16 protein-coding genes and 2 pseudogenes are annotated in these 21,695 nt (G+C 69.0%); 6 read left to right on the forward strand and 12 right to left on the reverse strand.

What is annotated here, in order from left to right:
- Positions 1 to 96 precede the first annotated feature (96 nt).
- The 7 genes and pseudogenes from NRY95_08025 to NRY95_08055 all read right to left on the reverse strand — a co-directional run bounded on the left by NRY95_08025 (position 97) and on the right by NRY95_08055 (position 10,997).
- On the reverse strand, positions 97 to 2,292 hold the full coding sequence (locus tag NRY95_08025; GenBank protein ID UYC17889.1) for a xanthine dehydrogenase family protein molybdopterin-binding subunit: 2,196 nt from the start codon (positions 2,290 to 2,292) through the stop codon (positions 97 to 99).
- A 22-nt stretch (positions 2,293 to 2,314) separates the two neighbouring features.
- A complete protein-coding gene (locus tag NRY95_08030) occupies positions 2,315 to 3,316 on the reverse strand; it encodes a xanthine dehydrogenase family protein subunit M (GenBank protein UYC17890.1) in 1,002 nt (333 codons plus the stop codon).
- Positions 3,303 to 4,133 carry a 2Fe-2S iron-sulfur cluster-binding protein gene (locus NRY95_08035; GenBank protein ID UYC17891.1) on the reverse strand — a complete coding sequence of 277 codons (831 nt, stop codon included), beginning with the start codon at positions 4,131 to 4,133 and terminating at the stop codon, positions 3,303 to 3,305. Before NRY95_08035 ends, NRY95_08030 begins: the two co-directional genes overlap by 14 nt.
- A gap of 343 nt (positions 4,134 to 4,476) precedes the next feature.
- Positions 4,477 to 6,865, reverse strand: a pseudogene (locus tag NRY95_08040) (TonB-dependent receptor).
- Positions 6,866 to 7,098: 233 nt separating this feature from the next.
- Positions 7,099 to 7,737 carry a LysE family translocator gene (locus NRY95_08045; GenBank protein ID UYC17892.1) on the reverse strand — a complete coding sequence of 213 codons (639 nt, stop codon included), beginning with the start codon at positions 7,735 to 7,737 and terminating at the stop codon, positions 7,099 to 7,101.
- Between the two features lie 80 nt (positions 7,738 to 7,817).
- Positions 7,818 to 8,591 carry an AraC family transcriptional regulator gene (locus tag NRY95_08050; protein ID UYC17893.1) on the reverse strand — a complete coding sequence of 258 codons (774 nt, stop codon included), beginning with the start codon at positions 8,589 to 8,591 and terminating at the stop codon, positions 7,818 to 7,820.
- A gap of 342 nt (positions 8,592 to 8,933) precedes the next feature.
- Positions 8,934 to 10,997 (reverse strand): TonB-dependent receptor, encoded by a 2,064-nt coding sequence (locus NRY95_08055; GenBank protein UYC17894.1) that lies wholly within the window; start codon positions 10,995 to 10,997, stop codon positions 8,934 to 8,936.
- 167 nt (positions 10,998 to 11,164) lie between these two features.
- Between NRY95_08055 and NRY95_08060 the strand changes: the two genes are divergently transcribed.
- Complete coding sequence (locus NRY95_08060) at positions 11,165 to 11,578, forward strand: MerC domain-containing protein (protein UYC17895.1); 414 nt, start codon at positions 11,165 to 11,167, stop codon at positions 11,576 to 11,578.
- 110 nt (positions 11,579 to 11,688) lie between these two features.
- Positions 11,689 to 11,874, forward strand: a complete 186-nt coding sequence (locus NRY95_08065; protein ID UYC17896.1) for a 30S ribosomal protein THX — start codon at positions 11,689 to 11,691, stop codon at positions 11,872 to 11,874.
- A gap of 192 nt (positions 11,875 to 12,066) precedes the next feature.
- Here NRY95_08065 and NRY95_08070 read toward each other — a convergent pair whose 3' ends face one another.
- The 5 genes and pseudogenes from NRY95_08070 to NRY95_08090 form a co-directional block, all read right to left on the reverse strand.
- The gene (locus tag NRY95_08070; protein ID UYC17897.1) at positions 12,067 to 13,464 is read right to left on the reverse strand and encodes a chloride channel protein; all 1,398 of its coding nucleotides are present in this window, start codon (positions 13,462 to 13,464) and stop codon (positions 12,067 to 12,069) included.
- A gap of 336 nt (positions 13,465 to 13,800) precedes the next feature.
- Positions 13,801 to 15,063 (reverse strand): annotated as a pseudogene (locus NRY95_08075) (ectonucleotide pyrophosphatase/phosphodiesterase).
- 656 nt (positions 15,064 to 15,719) lie between these two features.
- Positions 15,720 to 16,592 (reverse strand): hypothetical protein, encoded by an 873-nt coding sequence (locus NRY95_08080; protein ID UYC17898.1) that lies wholly within the window; start codon positions 16,590 to 16,592, stop codon positions 15,720 to 15,722.
- Positions 16,593 to 16,935: 343 nt separating this feature from the next.
- Positions 16,936 to 17,442 carry a methylated-DNA--[protein]-cysteine S-methyltransferase gene (locus NRY95_08085; GenBank protein ID UYC17899.1) on the reverse strand — a complete coding sequence of 169 codons (507 nt, stop codon included), beginning with the start codon at positions 17,440 to 17,442 and terminating at the stop codon, positions 16,936 to 16,938.
- Entirely contained in the window at positions 17,435 to 18,910 is a 1,476-nt protein-coding gene (locus NRY95_08090; GenBank protein UYC17900.1) for a helix-turn-helix domain-containing protein, read from the reverse strand. Before NRY95_08090 ends, NRY95_08085 begins: the two co-directional genes overlap by 8 nt.
- A 191-nt stretch (positions 18,911 to 19,101) precedes the next feature.
- Between NRY95_08090 and NRY95_08095 the strand changes: the two genes are divergently transcribed.
- From NRY95_08095 to NRY95_08110, 4 genes are all read left to right on the forward strand, one after another.
- On the forward strand, positions 19,102 to 20,193 hold the full coding sequence (locus tag NRY95_08095) for a hypothetical protein (protein ID UYC17901.1): 1,092 nt from the start codon (positions 19,102 to 19,104) through the stop codon (positions 20,191 to 20,193).
- A gap of 87 nt (positions 20,194 to 20,280) precedes the next feature.
- Positions 20,281 to 20,541, forward strand: a complete 261-nt coding sequence (locus tag NRY95_08100; protein ID UYC17902.1) for a hypothetical protein — start codon at positions 20,281 to 20,283, stop codon at positions 20,539 to 20,541.
- Between the two features lie 74 nt (positions 20,542 to 20,615).
- Entirely contained in the window at positions 20,616 to 21,170 is a 555-nt protein-coding gene (locus NRY95_08105; protein UYC17903.1) for a DUF4019 domain-containing protein, read from the forward strand.
- A 41-nt stretch (positions 21,171 to 21,211) separates the two neighbouring features.
- Positions 21,212 to 21,607, forward strand: a complete 396-nt coding sequence (locus tag NRY95_08110) for an MAPEG family protein (GenBank protein ID UYC17904.1) — start codon at positions 21,212 to 21,214, stop codon at positions 21,605 to 21,607.
- Positions 21,608 to 21,695 lie beyond the last annotated feature (88 nt).

Consider the following 21,695-nt stretch of genomic DNA (forward strand, 5'->3'; position numbering starts at 1 on the left):
TGAAGCCGTTCCTGCCGAGGGCGCGCGAGCCGTTGCGAAGGCGCCAACGGGTCTTGACGCAAAGCCGAGCGAACGCCGCGGCGTGCGCTTGCTTGCTCAGCCGATCAGCTTGTCCGGGGTGATCGGCAGTTCGCGGATGCGCTTGCCGGTGGCATGGAACACGGCATTGGCGATCGCGGCGGGAATGCCGACCATGCCCAGCTCGCCCATGCCCTTGACCCCGAGCGGGTTGACGATGGTGTCGTCCTCCTCGACGAACATGGTCTCGATCAGGTGCACGTCGGCATTGACCGGCACGTGGTAGTCGGCCAGCGAGGCGTTGAGCATGCGCCCGTAGCGATGGTCGACCTCGGTGCCTTCGCTCAGCGCCATGCCGATGCCCATCACCACGCCGCCGATCTCCTGGCTGTGCGAGGTCAGCGGATTCATGATCTTGCCGCAGGCGCTGGCCTCGATGACCCGGGTCACCTGCACCATGCCGGTGTCCGGATCGACCTTGACCTCGATGAACTGCGCGCCGTGCGCGGCGGTGGCGTAGTGCTTGCGCTCGGCCGAGGGTTTGGATTCGTGCACCACCTCCAGTTGCTGCAAGCCGTGCTGGCGCATCAGCCTGGCCACGTCCAGGCCGGCGTCGGCTGTGCCGATCGGCTGCAGGCGGCCATCGGCCAGTTCCACCTGGTCCACGTCCAGCCCGGCGAACGCGGCTTGCCCGTCCTGCCTGGCCAGTTCCAGCAGCTTGCCGCGGATCTCGCGCGCCGCGCCGTGGATCGCGCTGCCGACGCTGGCGGTGGTCCACGAGCCGCCCTGCGACGGCGCCTTCGGCAGGCGCGTGTCGCCGAGTTCGAACTGCACGCGCTTGGCGTCCAGGCCCAGGTACTCGGCGGCGATCAGGGTCATCACCGTGTAGGTGCCGGGGCCGATGTCGGCGGTGGCGCTGCCGACCTGGGCGCTGCCATCGGCCTTGAGCACCACCCGCGCCAGCGCCGGCATCTGCATCGCCGCCCAGGTGCCGGTGGCCATGCCCCAGCCGACCAGCAGGCGGCCGTCGCGCATCGAGCGCGGCTCGGGCGTGCGCTTGCTCCAGCCGAAGGTCTCGGCAGCGAGCGAATAGCATTCGCGCAACGCCTTGCTCGAGAACGGCTTGCCGGTTTCCGGATCGGTCTCGGCGTAGTTGGCCAGGCGCAGCTGCAGCGGATCCATCTTCAGCGCATAGGCCAGTTCGTCCATCGCGCACTCGATGCCGAACATCTGGCTGATGGTGCCGGGCGCGCGCATCGCCTGCGGCGTCGGCAGGTCGGTTTCCACCACCTCGAAGCGGTCCTCGACGTTGGGGCAGGCGTACAGCGAACGCGCGTTGCGAAACAAGTTCTCGTTGAACGCCTCGATGCGCGAGGTGTTGAGCACGTGCCGGTAGCGGATCGCCTGCAGCTTGCCGGCGGCGTCGGCGCCCAGCCCCAGTTCCACCCGGTAGTAGGGGCGGTAGCCGTGGCCGCTGAACATCTGCCGGCGGGTGTAGACGATCTTGACCGGGCGCCCGACCGCCTTGGACACCGCGCCGAGCAGGAAGGTGTAGTAGTTCGGACGCAGGCACGAGCCGAACGCGCCGCCGACGAACAGCGACACCACGTTGACCTGCTGCAGCGGGATGCCGAAGTAGCCGGCCAGCTGCTCGCGGTCCTGGTGCACGTTCTGGCTCTTGTTGATCACGGTCAGCGTGTCGCCGATCCAGTAGCCGATGCCGCCGTGCGGCTCCATCGGGTTGTGGTGCTCGATCGGCATCGTGTACGCGGCTTCCACCTTGACCGGGGCGGCGGCGAGCGCGGCGGCCGGATTGCCGCGCGGTTTCGGCGATTTGTCCGGGGTCGGGTCGTGCGCCTGGCCGAGCAGCGCTGCGACATCGGTGCTCGCCGTTTCCGCCGCGTACTCCACCTGGATCAGCCGCGAGGCCTGCCGCGCCTGTTCGAAGGTGGCGGCCACCACCACCGCGATCGGTTGCGCGCTGAAATGGATGCGGTCGTCGACCAGCGCGCGGAACGACAGGTCCTTGCCCTTCTTCTTGACCGCATCGGACACCGGCTTGACCGCGTTCAGATGGGTCAGCACCTGGATCACCCCCGGCGCGGCTTCGGCGGCAGCGGTGTCGATGCGCAGGATGCGGCCCTTGGCGATGGTGCTGGTGAGGATGTAGCCGTGGGTCAGGTGCGGGATCTGGAATTCCGCCGCATAGCGCGCCTTGCCGGTGACCTTGGCGTAGCCGTCGACGCGGCGCATTTCCTTGCCGATGTAGTTCATTGCGGGTTCTCCGGTTCGGTGCTCAGGCGGCATCGCTGCCGCTGGCGCGGTGCAGGGCGCGGATCATCGCGTGGGTGCCCATCGGCACCTTGTAGGCGTTGTGCGCCAGCGGGCGCGCGGCGGCCATCTCCGCCTGTGCGGCGGCGGCGAAGGCGGCTTCGCCGACGCGCTGCCCGACCAGCGCGCGTTCGGCGGCGTGCGCGCGCCATGGCTTGTGCGCCACCCCGCCCATGGCGATGCGCGCCTCGCGGATGCGCCCGTCCGGCTCCAGGGCCAGCGCCGCGGCCACCGAGACCAGGGCGAACGCGTAGCTGGCGCGGTCGCGTACCTTCAGGTAGTGGCTGTGCGCGGCGAAGCGCTGCGCCGGCAGCACGATCGCTTCGATCAGTTCGCCGTGCGCCAGCTGGTTGTCCAGGTCGGCGCGCGCATCGGGCAGCAGGTGGAACGCGGCGAACGGGATCTCGCGGCGCGCACCGGCCGGCGTGCGCACCTGCACCGTGGCGTCCAGCGCGGCCAGCGCCACGCACATGTCCGACGGATGCACCGCCACGCAGTGGTCGCTGTGGCCGAAGATCGCGTGGGTACGGTTGAGTCCCTCGCGCGCGCCGCAGCCGCTGCCGGGGCTGCGCTTGTTGCAGGGCAGGGCGGTGTCGTAGAAATAGCCGCAGCGCGTGCGCTGCAGCAGGTTGCCGCCGTTGGTCGCCATGTTGCGCAACTGCATCGTCGCCCCGGCCAGGATCGCCTGGCTCAGCAGCGGATAGCGCTGGCGCAGCAGCGGATGGTTCGCGGTGTAAGTGTTGTTGGCCAGCGCGCCCAGGTGCAGGCCGCCGTCGGCGGTTTCGGCGATCTCGGCCAGGCCCTTGAGCCGGGTCAGGTCGACGAGCTCGTCGGCGCCGCTCACCCCTTCCTTCATCAGGTCGAGCAGGTTGGTGCCGCCGCCGAGGAAGCGCGCGTTCGGGTTGGCGGCGACGCGGCGCACCGCGTCCTGCGCGGAGCTGGCGCGCTGGTATTTAAACGGCGTCATCGGCCACCTCCTTCGCCATCTTCAGCGCGGTCAGTTCGGACTGGTCGACGTAGCGCCAGGTCAGCGGCCGCGGCGCGCCGCCGCTGTGCACGTCCTGGATCGCGGCGACGATCTTCGGATAGGCGCCGCAGCGGCAGAGGTTGCCGCTCATGCGTTCGCGCACTTCCGCGTCGCTGAGTTCGGTGACCGGCTGGCTGACGTCGGCGCTGACATGGCTGGCGTCGCCGCGCTTGATCTCGTTGAGCAGGGCCACCGCCGAGCAGATCTGCCCCGGCGTGCAATAGCCGCACTGGAAACCGTCGTGCTGCACGAACGCGGCCTGCATCGGATGCAGCCGTTCGCCGTCGGCCAGGCCTTCGATGGTGGTGATCTGCGCGTCCTCGGCCTGCGCCGCCAGGGTCAGGCAGGACAGGCGCCGCTCGCCGTCGACGATCACCGTGCAGGCGCCGCATTGCCCGTGGTCGCAGCCCTTCTTGGTGCCGGTCAGCGCCAGGTGTTCGCGCAGCGCGTCGAGCAGCGTGGTGCGCGGGTCCAGCTTCAGCGCGCGGCGCTGGCCGTTGACCTGCAGCACCACCGGCATCGCGTTCTGCAGGGTGGCCGCACCGGGGACCGGCGCGGCGAAGGCGGCGTCGCTGAACACGATCTGCCCGCCCGCGCTGCTCAGGCCCGCGGCCGACAGCAGGGCCAGGAATTCGCGCCGCGACAGGCCGTTGATGCCGAGCCGGCGCGCCAGCGCGGCCTCGTCGTCGCTCAGCCCGGCATCGTGCGGGGCGGCGGCACCTGATGCGGCCTGGGAAGGGTGGGGATCGTGCTGCATCGGTCTCTCCTGCCTGGGGGACCGCCGCATCGCTGCGTCGGCGCAGCAAGGGATGGGCGGTTCGACCTGGGTAGCGGTGCCGCCATCGCGGCACCGGCGCACGGGCGTGCTGAGACGCCCATGCCGAGCATTGCAGCGGCGTCGCGAAGAGACTGCGAAGGGAGGGTGGCGGTGTGGTGATGTCGCCGGGATTCGGGATTCGGGATTTTTGCAAGGGCGCGGCAGTTTGCTTTTGTAGGAGGCTTCAGCCGCGACAGGCGCTACGGATAGGGGCTGTCGCGGCTGAAGCCGCTCCTGCAACAGCGCGCCGATCGCAAATTTCGGCGCTGGCAATGCGCGGGCGCTACCAGCGGTACGCCACCGACACCTGGTACTGGCGGCCGGCGATCGGGCGGCCCATGAACACGCCGCCGGTGGCGGCGCCAGGCACGCGCACGTTGCCTTCGGTCAGGCCCAGCTCGTTCGTCACGTGCTGCCGCTGGCGGTGACTTCCCAGTGTTCGCCGGCATGCAGGCTGGCGCCGACGTCGAGCATGTCGTAGGACGGCAGGCGCTGGCTGTTGGCCAGGTCCGCGTAGCGCTCGCCAATGGAGGAGTAGGTGGCGAACACGCGCAGGTCGCCGAACGGCAGCATCCAGTAGTCGCTCGGGGTCAGCCGGAACTGGCGCCTGGGCTGGCGCATCACCTGGTTGCCGGTGTACTCGCGGTAGTTGCGGTACTTGGCGTCCAGCCACACGCCGGTGCCGGCCAGCTCGAAGCCGCCGAACGGACGGATCGCGCCTTCCACCTCCAGGCCGTAGGCGCGCGAATCGCCGACCGTGGTGACGTTGCTGCCGTTGGCCAGGAACGCCTGGAACGGCGAGTTCTTGAAGGTGTTGTAGAACGCGGTCAGGTACAGGTCGTAGGCGGCCGCAGCGGACTTCACTCCCAGTTCGTACTGGTCGATGTCCTGCACCTTGGTCTGCCCGTCGCGCAGGTTGTCGAAGCCGGGGAACTTGACCCCGGAATTGACCCGCGCGAACAGACTGTTGTGGTCGTCGAGCCTGAAGTTCAGGCCGGCGGTCCACGCCAGCGCATCGTCGTCCTGGTCGATGCGGCGCGCGCTCGGCAGCGAGACCGAGGTGGCGTTGTCGTACAGCGTGGCCGGGTTGCCGTCCAGGTCCACCGTGGCGGTGTCGTGCACGGTGCCGGTGACGCGCTGGCGCTCGTAGCGCACGCCCAGGTCCAGGCGCAGGCGTTGGTCCAGTTCCCATTCGTCGGCGACGAATACCGCGGTGTTCTCGCCGTCGTAGTGCGCGCGCAGGGCGAAGAAGGCGGTGCTGGTGAAGCCGTCGCGGGTCGGCTGGCGGCCGTCGTCCAGGCTGACGTCGATGCGCCGCGCGTGGTTCTGCGCGGTCAGCAGCATGCTGTTGCCCAGGTACCAGGTGTCGTTGGAGGAATACTTGGCGTAGTAGCTGCCGATGGTGAGCGTATTGCCGGCGAACAGCTCGCGGCTCAGGCGCAGGTCGTTGGTGAAGGAGTTCAGGCGCTTGTCCACCGACCACCAGCCGGCTTCCAGCACCTGCTGGTTCGGATCGACCGCGCCGCCGCCGTTGGTGTAGGTGGCGCTGCCGGTGCTGCCGTAGCCGGCGATGAAGTCGCCCAGGCGCTGCGGCGCAGCGCCGGTGAACAATGCATAGGTCGGCGCGGTGCCGCCCATCACGCTGAAACGGTCGGCGAGGGTCCAGTCGCCGAGTTGCCAGTTCAGTTCGCCGCCGAACACGTCGATGTCGACCCCGCGGCCGTCGGCCAGGTCGCGCTGCACGGTCTGGCCATTCGGGCCGACCGGCAGGCTGACATTGCGGAAGTCGTTGCTCAGCAGGGTGCCGGTCTGCGCGTCGAGCCCGGGGAAGCTGGACAGGTCGCTGCCGTTGTTGCGCGACAGCAGCGGGATCGCGGTGTAGAAGGCGTTGTCGTCGTCGGTGTGGCGCGCGTAGAAGGTCAGCTCGCCGCTGTCCCAGCGCTTGCTCAGGGTGGCGCTGAACTGGCCGCCCTTGTCGGCGGAGAACTGCGGGTCGCGCACGCCGTCGGTCTCGCGGAAGAAGCCGCCGATGCTTTAGTACCAGCCGTTGCCCATCGGCCCGCTGTCGAACAGGTCGATGCGGCGCAGATTGTCGCTGCGCCGGTGAGGCGCACGCTGCCCGCCGGCTCGTCCTGGCCCTGCTTCTGGATGAAGTTGGCGGTGATGCCGGCCTGGCCGTTGGAGAAGATCGGGCTGGAGCCGCCGCGCAGCACCTCCATGCGCTCGATGGTGTCGTCGGTGCGCGACAGCGTGGAGTTTTCCAGGAACGACAGCGTCGGCGGCGGGAACAGCGGCGAGCCGTCGAGCTGGAAGGTGACGAACGGCGCATCGCCTTCCGACGGCATGCCGCGCACGAAGATGTTGGCGCCGGTGCCGCCGCCGCTGGGCTCGGCCCACACCCCGGGCACGATCTTCAGCAGGTCGGCGCTGCTCTGCGGCACCGCCTGCTGGATCTGTTCGGGCGTGGCGGTGGTGATCGAGAAGCTGGCATCGCGCTTGCGCAGGCCCTTGAAGCGCGCGGTGCCGCTGACCACCACGGTATCCAGGGTGGTGGCGTCGGATTGGGCGGCGGGCGTATCGGGTGCGGCGGTGGTCTGCGCCAGCGCGGTCGGCGCCAGCAGGGCGGCGTCGACGGACAGCGGCAGCAAGCGGGAGGACACGGCAGGTTTCATGAAGAATCTCTCCCTTCTTCATTCGGAACGGTGCGCCGGTGGCAGGGCCGCGTGCGCTGCGCGCGATCGGGGATGGCCAGCCGGACGGCGCGATGCGGAGCGCGTCGCGCAGGCCCTTTGTAACGCGCAAGCCGATCCTGGCCATTGTGCGGTGCGGCAGATGCATCGCTTGCCTGTCGCGTTGCGTGGGCACGCGCGCAGGCCGCGATGCGCGTCAGGGCGCCGAGGCTTGGTCAACGAAGCAACAGCGTCGTGGCGACGCCCAGTGCAAGCACGATCAGCATCACGCCGGAACCGCGCTCCAGCCAGGGCAGCGCGCGTGCGAAGCGGCGCAGCACCGCCTGGTTGCCGATCAGGCCGGCGATCAGCAAGTCCCACAGCAGTACGACGCCGAACATCCAGGCGCCGTAGAGCGTCTTGGAGCACGTACTGGCGTGCGCGTCGCTCAGCATCGCCGCCAGGCTCGCGTAGAACAGCGCATTCTTGGGATTGAGGACGCCCGAGAGCAAGCCCGTGGCGGCGGCCCGGCACCAGGCGCTGCGCGGCTGTGCCGCCGCGGTGGTGCGGCCGCCCAGCGGGACGTGGAGTGGGTTGCCACCGGCGTGGCGCACGAACAACACGCCGAGATAGAGCAGATAGATGCAGCCGGCCAGTTGCAGGGCGATGAACGCGGCGCTGTCCGGTCGTAGCGCGGCGGTGCCGACGAACGCGCCGACGATGAACACTCCGTTGCCCAATGCAATGCCCACGCACGCGCCGCTGGCGACGCGCCAACCGGCCGCCAGCGAAGTTCGCGCGATCAGGAAGAAATCCGGGCCGGGCGAGAGCAATGCAAGGAAATGCACCACGGCGATCATCAGGAATTGCGGCATGCAGGGCGTACGTACTTGGGCTTTCTCGTACTCTGGCGGTCGCCGCGCTTGCTGTATTGAAGGAAATTGCAGTCGCCGCGCTAGGCGCGGAAGCGGCCTGGACTGACGCCCACATGCGCCTTGAATACCCGCTGGAAATGCGCCTGGTCGGCGAAGCCAAGGCGCTGGGCCACGTCGGCGATGCCGGCCCCGTCCCGGATCAGGTGTCTGCCGAGGTTGATGCGCTGGTTCAGTTGCCAGGCGTGCGGTGTCAGGCCGGTGACGGTCCGGAAGGCGCGGATCAGCTGATAGCGGCTCATGCCGGCCAGGTGCGCCAATGCGCCCAATGCCATGCCGGCGGCAGGCGTCGCGCGCAGGCATTCCAGTGCCGGCCGCAGCCGTTCGAGCAGGCGGGTTGGCGCGCTCGGGGCGTCGATGCGCAAGCCGTGCGCGATGTCGCAGTCGCCGATGAATTCGATCAGTTCCGCTTCCTTGTCGCAGCGGTCGGCGTCGGAGAACAGCAGCGCGTTGAGCCGGCAGAAACGGGCGTAGCGCGCGGGGTCGGTGGTGATGCGCACCGGCTCGGCTTCCAGCAACGCGGAGTCGGTGTCCTCCTGGCGGACGCGGCGCAGCCAGTCGGCATCCAGATGCAGCATCTGATAGCTCCAGGTCGCGCCACGCGCCGGGTTGCAGGCATGCACGCGCGCGGCCGGCACCCACACCACCGTGCCGGGGCGCAATCGCAGCGGGCCGGCGGCGGCACCGGTGAAGACGCTGCTGCCGCGATCGACTGCGCCGATGGAAAAGGTCGGATGGTGGTGCGGCCTGTAGCAGGCGCGGCTATCGCAGGCGCGGCGGCTGTCCACGAACGGCATGGCCGGGTCGTGCCAGAACGCCTGGCCCGCATCGCTGCGCGGCCTCCGATCGAATGGCGAGTGGATAGGCATTACCTGCAGCGGCTCGAGAGTGCGTGGCGCAAGGCGCACCGTCCACGTATGGTAGCCGATGGCGTCCGGCCGCTCCGCGCGCGGCGGACGCGATGGATGCGCACCGCGACGCGGTCGAGGCTGAGTGGAGCTCGCACTGGCGCCGCGGATCGGGGAATGCCGGCTCGCGTTTCGATCGCCGCTGCCTCCTGCGTCCGCGCCGTCACGATGGACGCAAAAAAAGAGGCCGCCCGAAGGCGGCCTCCACCGACGCGTGGGAGGGGAGCCGCGTCAGAAGAACAGGCGCACGCCGAACGCCGCGTTGCGGCCGGGCAGCATCACGTCGTCCTTCAGGAACGAGGTGTGCACGCGCGCGTCCTGGTCGGTCAGGTTGTTGCCGTCCAGGAACACTTCCCACGCGGTGGCGCCTGCATCGACGTGGTAGGCCAGGTGCGCATCGACCATGGTGTAGCCGTCGGTCGGGGGCTCGTTGACCGCCACCTTGTCCTGCTTCTGGTAGCGGGTCGCGCCGAGCGACGCGCGCCAGTTGCTCGCGTCCCAGCGCAACTGCGCGCCGTAGCGTGCCGGGGCGATGCGCGGCAGGTTGCCGCCGTCCTTCAGCCGCGCGCGCACGGTGTCGCCGAACACGCGCAGGTCCCAGGCGCCGCTGTCGTTGTCGGCCAGGTGGAAGGTGGCCTCGCCCTCGAAGCCATGGAAGATCGCGTCGGCCTGGGTCCACTGGCGGATCGGCAGGAAGTCGTTGTCTTCCTCGTGGAACCACTGCGCGCCGGTGTCGACGATGTAGATGAAGTCGTCGTAGCGGTTGTAGTACGCCGCCACCTTGGCATCCACCCAGGCGTTCCTGAAGTTCAGTCCCAGCTCGGCCTGGTTGGCCTTCTCCGGCTTGAGCTCGGCATTGCCGATCTCGTAGGCGAGGGTGGCGATATGCGGGCCGTCGGCGAACAGCTCTTCCTCGGCCGGCGCGCGCTCGGCATGGTCGAGGTTGGCGGTCAGGCGCCACTGTTCGTTGAAGCGGAAGCCGCCGCTGAGCGAGACGCTCTTCGGGGTGAAGTCGCGGTCCACGCCGGTGTCGGTCTCGTACTTGACCTTGTCCACGCGCGCGCCGACTTCGGCGCTGACGCGGTCCCAGGTGTTGCGGGCCAGGGCGAACACGCCGATGGCGCGGGTGTCGGTCTTCGGCACGAACGCCTCTTCGCCGATCGCCTGGAAGGTGGAATCGCTGCCCTGCACGCCGAACGCGGTCTGCCAGCCGCCACCGAAGGTGAAGGAGGCTTCGACGCGGCCTTCGTTGGCGCGCTTGTCGAACACCGTGCCCACGTCCTCGCCCTCGAACTCGGTGTGGGTATAGGCGGTATGGCCGAAGCTGTAGCGCAGCGCGCTGCCGTCGCCCCACGGATCGGTCAGCCCGCCCTTGAGCTCGTAGCGGTCCTGGTGCAGGCGCAGCGACACGCCGCGCTCGCCGGCGGCCAGGTCGCCGGGTTCGCCCGGATTGCCGTAGTTGTCGCGGTAGCGCGACGCCGACACGCCGACGAAGCCCCAGTCGCCGGCCAGCGAGGCGCCGACCGAGCCGGTCTTGGTGTCGAGGAAGGAATTGGCCTGGCGCCCCTTGGGCGTGTCGTAGTCGTTCTGGTTGCGGTACACGCCGTCGGCATGGATCGACAGGCCGCTGCCGTTGCCGGCATCGACCCGGAACATGTCGGTGTTGCCGTCCTTGTCGCCGCCGTCGAAGCGCACTTCGGCGCGGCCGTGCACGCCGTCCACCGGGGTCTCGGCGATGCGCCCGTCGACCACGTTGACCACGCCGCCGATCGCGCCGGAGCCGTACAGCAGCGTGGACGGGCCCTTCAGCACTTCGATCTGGTCGGCCAGGAACGACTCCACCGCCGGCGAATGGTCCTGGCTGACGGTTGACACGTCCTGGGTGGACAGGCCATCGCTGAGCACCGCCACGCGCGGGCCGTCCAGGCCGCGGATGATCGGCCGGCCCACGCCGGGGCCGAAGTTGGAGCTCTGCACGCCGGGCAGGCTGGCCACGGTCTCGCCGATGCTGGCGCCGCGGTTCTCGTCCAGGCGCTCGCCGGCCAGCACTTCCACCGGTTGGCTCAGGTCGCCGGCGGCGTCGCGCAGCGGGCTGGCGGTGACCACCACCGCGTCCAGGTCCTTCACGTGGCGGTCCTGCTTGCGGCCATCGGCATGGCGGCTGTCGCTGGCCGGCGGCGTGGCGTCGTCCGCGGCGGGCGCAGCGGCGGCCAGGGCCAGGGCTGGGCTGAGCAGGGTGCCCAGCGCCAGGGACAGGGCGGTGCGACGGAGCGAGCGGAAGCGGGAGGAGGACATAGGCATACCGAATAGGAGGGAAAAGGCGCCGCCAGGCGAGCGCGGGCGCTCGCATTCGCCGCGCGCAGGCGGCGGCAGGCATGGCATGGGGGGCGTGGCGACCCCCTGGTCGCCGGCCGGGTAATGTTATATTATTCTATAACGAAATCACCACTGTGCTGGAAGTCATGTCGCCCACCTCCGATCTGCGCGCGTTGCTCGACCGCCTCGGCGCCACCGGTTCGCTGCTGTGCGCGGTGCATTGCGCGCTGCTGCCGCTGGCATTGGCCGTATTGCCCTCGCTGGGCCTGTCGGTGTGGCTGGGCGATGGCGTGGAACGCACGCTGGTGCTGTTCGTGACCTGCCTGGGCTTGTTCAGCCTGGTCCTCGGCTACCGCCGGCACCGCGCCTGGCAGGCGCTGGGCCTGCTGCTGCTGGGCCTGCTGTCGCTGTGGACCGGCATCCTGGTGCCGGCGCTGCACCATGCGGTGGCGCCGCACGCGGCGATCATGACCTTCGGTGGCACCTTGGTCGGGCTCGCGCACCTGCTCAACCTGCGGCTCAACCACGGCCACGTGCACGACGCCAGCTGCGCCCACTGAGCGCACGTGATAGGCTTGCCGCCCTTGCGCGAGGGCGCTGACCGCGTTGGCCTCGCCAAACCCGTGCACCGCGCGGGGATTTTCGCACACACATTCAGGAGTCGATGAGCATGGGTAAGGGTGACCGCAAGACCGCCAAGGGCAAGCGCTACAACGCCAGCTATGGCAATTCGCGCTCGCACAGCGTGAGCAAGGTGGCCGTGGGCGCCGCGTCGCCGGTCGCCAAGAAGTCGGTGGTCAAGGCCCCGGCGGCGAAGAAGGCCGTGGCCAAGAAGACGGTCGCCAAGGCCGGCTGAGCCTCGGCTCCAGCAGTACGGAAGAACGCGGCGCTTGCGCCGCGTTTTTTTTTGCCTCGAAAAAAACGCGGCAGCCCCGCAGCCCCCAGGGTGCAGCTCAAGCCCCTCTCCCCCCGGCGACCGAAGGAAGTCCCCGTGGGAGAGAGGGGTTGGGGTGAGGGTCCGGCGCGAAGCGACTCGCGGAGTCGGCGCTCAGCGCGGCGGATCGTCCTCGCCGCTGTCGCCGGCCAGGTCGGTGGTCAGCGGCGTCGGCTCGGGTTCTGGTTCGGCGACGGGAGGCACCGTCAGCAACTGTTCGGCCAGGCCGCGATAGATCGGCGTGCGGCACACCAGCGCCGAGGCGCCGCGCGCGATCAGCACCGTGGCCAGGATCGGCAGCAGCATGTCGCTGCTGTCGGTCAGTTCCAGCGAGATCACCGCCGAGGTCAATGGCGCCTGGGTGACGCCGGTCAGATAGGCGCACATGCCGAGCAGCACGAAGGTGCGCGGATCCACGTCCGGCATCAGCACCGCCAGGTTGTGGCCGACGCCGGCACCGACCGCCAGCGCCGGCGAGAACAGGCCGCCGGGGATGCCGGCCACGTACGACACCAGGTTGGCGAGCAGCTTCATCAGCCCGAACTCGTGGCCGACGCTGGCGTGGCCCTGCACCAGGCTGCGCGCCTGCTCGTAGCCGGTGCCGAACGCGCCGTTGCCGAAGATCAGGCCCAGCGCGACCAGCGCCAGGCCGCAGGCCGCGGCCAGCAGGACCGGATGGCGGGCGCGCAGCGCGCCCAGCCAGCGCGGCTTGCCGGCGACGGTGGCCAGCACCATGCGGCTGAACGCGCCGCCGAGCAGGCCGGCGACCACCCCGCACAGCACGATCGCCAGCCACGCCCGGCCCAGCGGCAGCGCCGCGGACACCTTGCCGAAATAGGTGTAGTTGCCGAGCAGGCCCAGCGAGATCACGCCGCCGACGATCACCGCGGTCAGCAAGGTGCCCGAGAAATGGTGTTCGAAACGGCCGCTCAGTTCCTCGATCGCGAACACCACCCCGGCCAGCGGCGTGTTGAACGCCGCGGCGATGCCGGCGGCGCCGCCGGCGAGCAGGAAATGCGAGGCCTGGCGCGGATCGCGGAAACCGAACCAGCGCCCGAGCACGTACATCAGGCTGGCGCCGACGTGCACGGTCGGGCCTTCGCGCCCGACCGAGGCGCCGCCGAGCAAGGCCAGCGTGGTCAGCAGCAGCTTGCCGGCGGACACGCGCAGCGACAGGTTGCTCTGCCGGAAGGCGTCGTCGGGCCGTTCCAGCGCGGCGATGACCTGCGGGATGCCGCTGCCGCGGGTAGGGCGCAACACGCCGTTGGTCAGCCAGGCGAGCAGCGCGAACACGCTGGGGGTGAGCAGCAGCGCCCACCACGGCGAGTGCGCCACGATGCGCTGGAACAGGTGGAAGGCCGCGTCGCTGGCCTTGGCGAACACGATCGCGACCAGCGCCACCGCCACCGCGCCGCCCCACAGCACCGCGCGCTGTTTCCAGCTCTCGTGCGAAAGCAAAGGGCGCAGGCGATGGCGCATGCGCGGCGGCGGCACGGGATCGGGCGACTGCATGCGCTGATTGTCGCATGCGCGCCATCGCTTGGGCCTGTCGCCTCGTCCACACATTCATGCCCGGCGCAGTGTGCGGCGCTGCATCGCCGGGCACGTCGCTACGCCGAACGCAGGCGGCCGCGGCGCAGAATTTGCAGTCGGCACTGTGGCCTGGGAGCGACTCGGGCCATCGGCCGCGACACGCTTCACCGGCGGGCGGCGGCATGGCCGCAGCGCGATCGCGGCGCCGCCGCGGTAGGCGGCGATGCGGCAACCGATGGCGAGGCGCCGCAGTCGGGCAATGCTGCGCCCGGCTAGCGACGCTTCAAGGCACGGCGTGGTGCGACGATGCGGCGCTCAGCGCAATGCCGGCAGCAGTGCCTGCGGATCGCCGTCGTTGGGCGCGGCGGGAATTCCCAGCAGCCGGGTCAGCAGCGGATACACATCGACATTGTCGAACGGCGCCAGCGTGGCGCCCTGGCGGAACGCCGGGCCGCGCGCAATGAACACCGCGCGTGCATCGACGGCAGTGCCGGATCGTAGCCGTGCGAGCCGCGCAGGCCGGTTTGCGGTGTCTCCGCGGCCCGATCGGCCGGCAGAGCATCCCAGCCTTCGTGCATCTGGCACAAGATCGGCGGGACGCGCGGATTGCTGCCGTAGTGCCAGCGCGCCGGAAGCTCGGCCTTGCGCTAGCAGTCGTACTGCGGATGCGCGCCGAGCAGTTGGCTTCGACCCTGGCCTCCTGGCCGGAACGCGGCACGATGCCGACCGACTGGCCGTAGCTGACCACCTCGGCCTCTTGCATCGACACCATGTCCTCGACAATGACCACCTGCTGCGCCGGCACCGTCGCCATGCCGTGGTCGGAGACCACGATCAGGTTGGTGCGATCCAGTTGCCCGCGCCGGGCCAGCCCGTCAAGCAGGCGGCCGATCGCCGCGTCGACCTGTTCGCGCGCGCGTACTGCGCCGATTGCGGGCCGAAGTCGTGGCCGGCCTCGTCGAGCTGCTCGAAATACAGGGTCAGCAGCTGCGGATGCGGCGCGCTGCGATCGTCCAGCCAGCCCATCACCTGGTCGACCCGCGCGTTCGGCGCGACGTCTTTGTCAAAGGTCTGGCGGCGGCTCGGGCGCACCCCCTGGATCGCCGCTTTGCCGCCCGGCCAGGTCCAGCTCGCCGCGGGCAGGCCGGCCTTCTCGGCGCCGACCCAGATCGGTTCGCCGTCCCGCCAGCGGCCGTCGCCGACCGCGTCGCGATCGCTGACCCGGAAAGTGCCCAGCAGCGGGTCGTTCATGCTGTTGTGGACGATGTCGTGGTGGTCCGGACGCAGCCCGGTGACCAGGGTGTAGTGGTTGGGGAAGGTCAGCGACGGATACGACGGCGTCATCCATCGCGCACGCATGCCCTCGCGCGCCAGCAGGCTCAGGTTCGGCGCAATGCCGCGATCGAGCATGTCCGCGCGCAGCGCGTCGATCGAGATCAGCAGCAACGGTCGCTGCGCCTGGCTGGACGCTGCCTGCGTTGCGGTGGTCTTGGTAGTGGGAGAAGAGGGGGCGGAGGCGCAAGCGCCGAGCAGCAGCGCCGCGCAGGCGCTTGCCAGTCGTAGGGCGATGGAAGTCATCGGCGCATGATAGAGCGCGCATGGTGACTTGACGAAGATATGGGTAGAGCTCTGGTGTTGCTTGGTAGATTGGCTTGCCGAAGATCAAACGCTATTTTTGGCATGTGGCCGAAGCAATGACTGGCCGATCGGTCCACACTTTCCCGGCATTCGCCGGGAAAGTGCTGAGCAGTAGTACAGGCAAGCTAAAAGTCGCATCCTCCCGGTGGCACCAGCACAGTTGAAGTTCCGAATGCACAACGCTCCCAGGGCGGACTGCCCGGAGGCAGTTCAGGCGTCGATGGCTGTTGGCCGTTACCTCCTCCATTACCTCCACCATGGCTGGTCTGTGGGGTGGGGTCGCTTCCCAGGAAGAGGTTGCTGTCTGTCCGAGTATAATTTGCGCAATAGGATGCGTTGCAGATGATGAATCGATCTCCTGTCATCCTGCGAAAATAAGTTTGCTGCGACAGGCTGCCGTCAATGCTTTGCAGAAAAGCGGCGGTTCCTACATCGGGTCCTGGAGTTTGTATCGTGCATGTTGGGCAGTGATAGGGGCCGTAGACGCCGGGTACGTCGTGAATGTCATCACCCGCGAAGGCTATGCCGGCCATGGCTAGTGTCGTGATGACTGCTGCCTATCCAATCTTCATATCCATTGAGTCGCTATCCCTAATTTAGTTTTTGCAGCAACTTGAGTAAATATTATGGGCCATTGCTTCGGCTTTTTCTGAAGCTTCAGGATTAAGCCGATCTTTCAATATCGCAACTTCTTTGTGGCTGAATATCTCGGGCATGGCAAGTTGCGCTGCGCGTTTATAGGCGTAAGCTCGAAGTGGGTCTTCGCTCATTAGGCTGCTGCCGCTGTACATGCCGGATAAGGCGATCATTGCATCAACGCTGCCAGCGGCAACAAGACTGTTTAAATAGGAGAGGCTTCTGGATTTGTACTCAATGACCTTTTCTGGATTCTTCAGCGCTTCTTCGCGGTTGCCAATAATGGCTTCCGAGTCGGTTGCATAAAGCAACTGTGCTTCGGGCAGTCCTGCTGCAGCTGCTTGCGCAAGTTGCCGCCCACGCTGTGCGAGGATATCCTTGCTTCCTTCGCAATCGAAGCGGCGCTGTCTAAGCGACTCGAATACTGCTCGCTCATCAATGCCTGCTTCCTTGTATGCAAGTAATTGCGATTCATTGACGCTCATGCTGGCAAGGCTAATGCATGGAGAAAGCTTTTCGTAGATGGTCAGGGCGGCCCTGGCGTCGCCCTTGTCAGCAAGCGGTAGCAATTGCTGCACTACAGCGGCTGCATTGCCCTTGGGGACTGTAACTCGGTCGGCTTCCTGAAGGAGATGGTGGGTCTTCCGTTTCTGTGGGTTCGGCGCGGACCCAGTTGCTTGCCCCAATGCTTGCGCGTCTTTATCAGTGGTGCTGTCTTGATGTCGGGGTGTCATGCCTGAGCTGTTGCGGTTTTCACTATAGAACCAGGCGCTGATGCCGAGAGCTGCACCGCAGGCTAGCAATGCACATGTCATGTATTTCATCTTTCCCATTCTGCTTCCTTGTCTAAATTTTAGATGCGCAAATGCGGCCAATCAGCTGATTGGAACGGTTGCTTTGTGTCGTTTGTGAGGGGCGCAATTAATGATGTTAAGAATTCCGTTCCATCTCGGGTCTACGAGGTGGAACTGTCAGGCTATTTTGATGCTTGCTGACAGTTGGGAGCGACGGGCTAGCTAGTGATAAAGATAGCTTGCTTGCTGTGTTGAGCATGATCGCGCATGCGTTTTGAGTCAAGCGCGATCTTTCTAGCGTTTGATACGAATGTATGTGGGCACTCTCGTTCGAAAGAGTTGTCGCTAGCCGGCCATTACTGGTGGTGGCGTCGTGGGCCTGTCATTTTTCACTGCACCGCTCCACCTCGCGCCGCTCCAACGCCAGCAGCGCGGCCTTGGTCGGCAGGCCGCCGCCGAAGCCGGTCAGGGTGCCGTTGGCGCCGATCACCCGGTGGCAGGGCAGCACGATCGGCAGCGGATTGCGGCCGTTGGCGGCGCCGACCGCGCGTACCGCGCGTGGCTGCTCGATATGCCGCGCCAGCTGCGCGTAGCTCCAGGTCGCGCCGAACGGAATCTGCGCCAGCGCCTGCCACACGCGGCACTGGAAGGCGGTGCCGCGCGGCGCCAGCGGCAGGTCGAAGCGGCTGCGTTCGCCGGCGAAATACGCCAGCAACTGCTCGCGCGCTGCGCGCACCGGTGCCGCGTCGCGGATCCAGTCGGCACGGCCGCGCGCGTCGTAGCGGTTCTCCGGGAACAGGATGTGGCGCACGCCGTCGTCGCCGACGGCCACGGTCAGCTCGCCGATCGGGGTGGCGAAGGCGTCGTAGTACAGGCGTTGCTCAATCATCGGGAGTCTCCTCGGGTGGATCGCCGGCCAGATGCCACAGGTGCAGCACGGCATAGGCGCGCCATGGCCGCCAGGCCTGCGCGCGGGCGTCGGTGGCGCGTTCGCTCAGGCGCGCGCCGTCGGCGCCGAGCATGCGTTGCAGGACCAGGTCGCCGGCCGGGAACGCATCGGGCTGACCGAGCGCACGCAGCGCGATGTAGTGCGCGGTCCAGGCGCCGATGCCGGGCAGGGCGGTGGCGCGTGCGACGAAGTCGGACAGGCGCTGGCCGGCGCGGAACGGCAGGCGTCCGTCCACCACCGCCGCGGCCAGCGCGCGGATCGTGGCGGCGCGCGAGCGCGGCAGGCCGATCGCCTCCAGCGGCGCGTCCAGCAGGTCCTGCGGCGCCGGGAACGCGCGGTCCAGGCCGGACGGCTGGCCGGGCCGCTGCGCGCCGTGGCGCTCGACCAGGCGCGCGGCCAGGGTCGCCGCGCCGGCCACGCTGACCTGCTGGCCGAGCACCGCGCGCACCGCCACTTCGAAGCCGTCCCAGCCGCCGGGCACGCGCAGTCCCGGGCGCCGCGCGATCGCGCGCGCCAGCAGCGGCTCGGTGCCGAGCGTGGCGTGCACGGCGCGCAGGTCGGCATCCAGGTCGAAGATGCGGCGCACCCGCCGCACGATGTCGGGAATCGCGCGCGGATCGGCCGCGGCGATCTGCAGGCGCAATTCGTGGCGCTGCGGATCGGCCTCGACGCGGATCCTGGTGGAGGCGTCGAGCGGGCCCAGCACGCGCTCGTAGCTGGCCTCGCCGATGCGCTCGATGCCGGGGATCGCGCGCTTGCGCAGGAACGCCAGCATGGCTGCGAAATCCAGCGGCGGGCGGTAGCCCAGGCGCAGCAGCAGGTCGCCGCCGGGCACCGCGGCGCGCTGTTTGCGGATCGCCGACGGCGGCATGCCGCAGCCCTCCAGGAACGCGGTGTTGAAGCGCCTCAGGCTGTTGAAACCGGCTGCCAGCGCCACCTGGGTGATCGGCAGCGCGGTCTCGGTCAGCAATTGCTTGGCCAGCAGCAGGCGCCGCGTCGCATGCACCGCGGCCGGGGTGGCGCCGAGCTGGGCGACGAACACGCGCTGCAACTGGCGCGCGCTGAGCCCGACGTCGGCGGCGAGCCGTTCGACGCTGGCGTCCTGCAGCGCGCCCTCGGCGATCAGCGCCAGCGCACGCTGCACCGATTCCTCGCCCAGGTGCTGCTGCGCTTCCGGCGACAGTTCCGGCCGGCAGCGCAGGCACGGACGGTAGCCGGCCGCGGCGGCGGCGGCGGCGCTGGGGTAGTAGCGCACGTTGCTGCGCTTGGGCGGGGGCGCCGGGCACACCGGCCGGCAGTAGATGCCGGTGCTGCGCACGGCGGTGAAGAACACCCCGTCGAAGCGCGCATCGCGGGACTGGCGGGCGCGGTCGTAGAGGTCGTGGTCGTCGGGCGTGGTGTGCGGCATGCGGCCAGTCTAGTCCGCGCCGATGCGCCGGACTGGCCGTTTTCGGACATGGATGCATCGGCCCCGGCGTGGTCCGCACAGACGCCGCTGTCGCGGGATGCCGGCGGTTTAGATGCAGTTGGGAACTGACTGCGTATCGGCACTAGACTAGCGACGCGCACGTTCCAAAGCGTCGTCTCTTCACTTCGCGGATGCCCTGCTTGCTTCTTCCGTCCAAAACCTGGTGGCTGTCGTTGTGCTGCGTTGGCCTGTTGTCGTGCCAGCAGGGCGCGCCGTCCACCGGCAAGACCGTGGCCGACAGCCCGCCCGGCGACGGCGAGCACATGGTCTCGGTGGGGGCGCCGCCGCCGTCCGCGCCGCCACCTGCCGCCAGGCCGAAACCGGCCAATGACGCCGATACCGACCTGTGGGACGCGGCCGCGCTGGAGAACGGCGAGGCCTTCGTCAGCTGCGATACCGACTACGCGGCCGAGGCCGGCGACGGCGAGGCGCTGGCCGGGCTGGACCGGCCGACGGTCGAGGCGGCGTTGGCGCCGTGCCGCGAGCGCGGCCTGCTGCGGGTGCGCTACGAAGGCAAGATCAACGCCGGCTTCGCCGCGATGGTGCGGCGCCTGGCCGAGGTCGCCAAGCGCGCCGGCATCGGCAAGCGCGTGCTGGACCTGGATTCCAGCGGCGGCCAGGTCGAGGCGGCGATCCGCGCCGGCGATGCGATCGGCGAATCCGGCTGGACCATCTGGGTGCGCGAGGGCTCGATCTGCCACAGCGCCTGCGTGTTCGTGCTCGCCGCCGGCGACAATCGGCTGATCTCCGGCAAGGTCGGCATCCACCGCATGATGCGGATCAGCTCCACCGCGACCTCGCGCGCCGAACTCAACCGCGAACTGCAGGAGGTCTACGGCAACGTCAAGGACTACCTGGAGCGCAACGGCGTGGCGGTGGCGGTGGCCGACCTGATGATGACCGTGCCCAATCGCAGCCTGCGCCTGCTCAGCAACGACGAACTCAAGCAGTACGGGCTGGACGGGACCAACGCGGTGCAGGACGACCTGGAGCGGATCAAGCAGCTGCGCAAGTGCGGCGACGATTTCGTGCGGCGCAAGGACGCATTCCTGATCGCCTTCGACCACGAGTGCAAGGCCAAGGGCGTGGACCTGGAGACGCTGACCGCCTGCGGCCAGGCGCTGAAGCAGCGTTTCGGCTTCCCCGACCAGGCCTGCCCGGCGGAGAGCCCGCTGTCGGAAATCGACGTGGCCACGCTGCCGCTGGCCTCGCCCGGCGCCTGAATGCCTGCTGGGCCTGGTTTCCGGCGTTCACGTCCCAGGCACCGCGGCGGCGCTAGCGTCCGCGCCATCCACTTCGGGAGCGGGCACATGGCGATCGGAACCAGGCTGATGGTGCGGCTCTACCTGCCGCCGGCGTTGCTGGTGCTGGGCGGCTTCCTGGTCGCCGAACTGCTACTGCGCTTCGCCAGCGGCACGCATGCGCAGACCCTGGCGCGCATCGCCTCGCTGCTGAGCCTGGCCGGCCTGCTGGGCGGCACCGCGTGGGCCTTGGGCGTCAGCTGGCATGCCTGGCACCGGCAGCGCTATGCGGTGCCGGTGACCGCGACCGCGCCGGGCGAGGAGCCATGAGCGTCGCTGCGCAGGCGCGCGTGGCCGGCGTAGACTGCGGCCCCCGCCGTCACCGCGCTGCCTGAGCGATGCCCATGCCGTTGTCACCTCGCCTGTTCCCCGCGTTGCTGGGCGCTGCCGTGTTCGCTGCGGCGGCGCAGACCGCACCGACGCAGAGCGTCCCCGCGCAGTCCGCGCCGGCCGAGCCAGCGGCGCCCAAGCCCGCCGCCGCCAAACCCGCCGCGGCCAAGCGTGCCGATCCTGCCGCGCCGGGACCGCTGTCCAAGCAGGATGCGCAGATGGCGCAGGCCGGCCTGCGCGCCGCGCAGCTGGTCGACGCCGGACGCAGCGGCGAGCTGTGGGATGGCGCATCCGCGGTGGCCAAGAAGGCCGTCGCGCGCGATGTGTTCGTGCGCCAGGTCGATGCCAGCCGCGCCCGGCTCGGCGCGCTGCTCGGCCGCGGCGTGGCCAGCGTGGCGCGGGTGCAGTACGCGGCGGGCTCGCAGGTGCCGCCCGGGGTCTACGTCAACATCAGTTTCCCCAGCCGGTTCGCCAATGCGCCGCAACCGGTGCGCGAGCTGGTCTCGCTGCGCCTGGACGAGGACAAGACCTGGCGCCTGGTCGGCTACCACGTCGGCCCGCCGAACTGACGCGCACGCGCGTCGCTCCCTGATTTTCGCAACTGTCCGAGGTGTCGATGAGTATCGAAATCCGCATGCTGGCCTGGGCGATCCTGCTCGGGATCGTGCAACTGCTGCTGGCCGCGGCGTTCGTCACCGCGCAGCGCGGCCTGAAGTGGAATGCCGGTGCGCGCGACGCGTCGTTGCCGCCGCCCGGCGGCGTGGCCGGGCGCCTGGACCGCGCGCTGCGCAACTTCCTGGAGACCTTCCCGTTCTTCGCCGCCGCGGCGCTGGCGGTGGTGGCGATGGGCAAGGGCAGCGCGCATACCGCGCTGGCGGCGCAGCTGTATTTCTGGGCGCGGCTGGCCTATGTGCCGTTGTACGCGGCGGGCGTGCCCTACCTGCGCAGCCTGGTGTGGGTGGTGTCGCTGTGGTCGCTCCTGCAGATGGTGTGGGCGCTGGTCTGAGGCTGCGCGCGTAGCATTGCCGCAGCGGGCGCCCGAAAGGCGCGATGCTGCGACCGTTTGCCGCAGCGCTGATCCAGATCAATGCCGC

This window comes from Xanthomonas campestris pv. phormiicola, from assembly GCA_025666215.1.
GTDB classification, from domain to species: Bacteria; Pseudomonadota; Gammaproteobacteria; order Xanthomonadales; family Xanthomonadaceae; genus Xanthomonas_A; species Xanthomonas_A campestris_A.

Excerpts from the sequence above, each read along its gene's own strand:
- NRY95_08025 (UYC17889.1), bottom strand. The coding sequence starts at position 2,292 with ATGAACTACATCGGCAAGGAAATGCGCCGCGTCGACGGCTACGCCAAG.
- NRY95_08030 (UYC17890.1), bottom strand. The coding sequence starts at position 3,316 with ATGACGCCGTTTAAATACCAGCGCGCCAGCTCCGCGCAGGACGCGGTG.
- NRY95_08035 (UYC17891.1), bottom strand. The coding sequence starts at position 4,133 with ATGCAGCACGATCCCCACCCTTCCCAGGCCGCATCAGGTGCCGCCGCC.
- NRY95_08045 (UYC17892.1), bottom strand. The coding sequence starts at position 7,737 with ATGCCGCAATTCCTGATGATCGCCGTGGTGCATTTCCTTGCATTGCTC.
- NRY95_08050 (UYC17893.1), bottom strand. The coding sequence starts at position 8,591 with ATGCCGTTCGTGGACAGCCGCCGCGCCTGCGATAGCCGCGCCTGCTAC.
- NRY95_08055 (UYC17894.1), bottom strand. The coding sequence starts at position 10,997 with ATGTCCTCCTCCCGCTTCCGCTCGCTCCGTCGCACCGCCCTGTCCCTG.
- NRY95_08060 (UYC17895.1), top strand. The coding sequence starts at position 11,165 with ATGTCGCCCACCTCCGATCTGCGCGCGTTGCTCGACCGCCTCGGCGCC.
- NRY95_08065 (UYC17896.1), top strand. The coding sequence starts at position 11,689 with ATGGGTAAGGGTGACCGCAAGACCGCCAAGGGCAAGCGCTACAACGCC.
- NRY95_08070 (UYC17897.1), bottom strand. The coding sequence starts at position 13,464 with ATGCAGTCGCCCGATCCCGTGCCGCCGCCGCGCATGCGCCATCGCCTG.
- NRY95_08080 (UYC17898.1), bottom strand. The coding sequence starts at position 16,592 with ATGGGAAAGATGAAATACATGACATGTGCATTGCTAGCCTGCGGTGCA.
- NRY95_08085 (UYC17899.1), bottom strand. The coding sequence starts at position 17,442 with ATGATTGAGCAACGCCTGTACTACGACGCCTTCGCCACCCCGATCGGC.
- NRY95_08090 (UYC17900.1), bottom strand. The coding sequence starts at position 18,910 with ATGCCGCACACCACGCCCGACGACCACGACCTCTACGACCGCGCCCGC.
- NRY95_08095 (UYC17901.1), top strand. The coding sequence starts at position 19,102 with ATGCCCTGCTTGCTTCTTCCGTCCAAAACCTGGTGGCTGTCGTTGTGC.
- NRY95_08100 (UYC17902.1), top strand. The coding sequence starts at position 20,281 with ATGGCGATCGGAACCAGGCTGATGGTGCGGCTCTACCTGCCGCCGGCG.
- NRY95_08105 (UYC17903.1), top strand. The coding sequence starts at position 20,616 with ATGCCGTTGTCACCTCGCCTGTTCCCCGCGTTGCTGGGCGCTGCCGTG.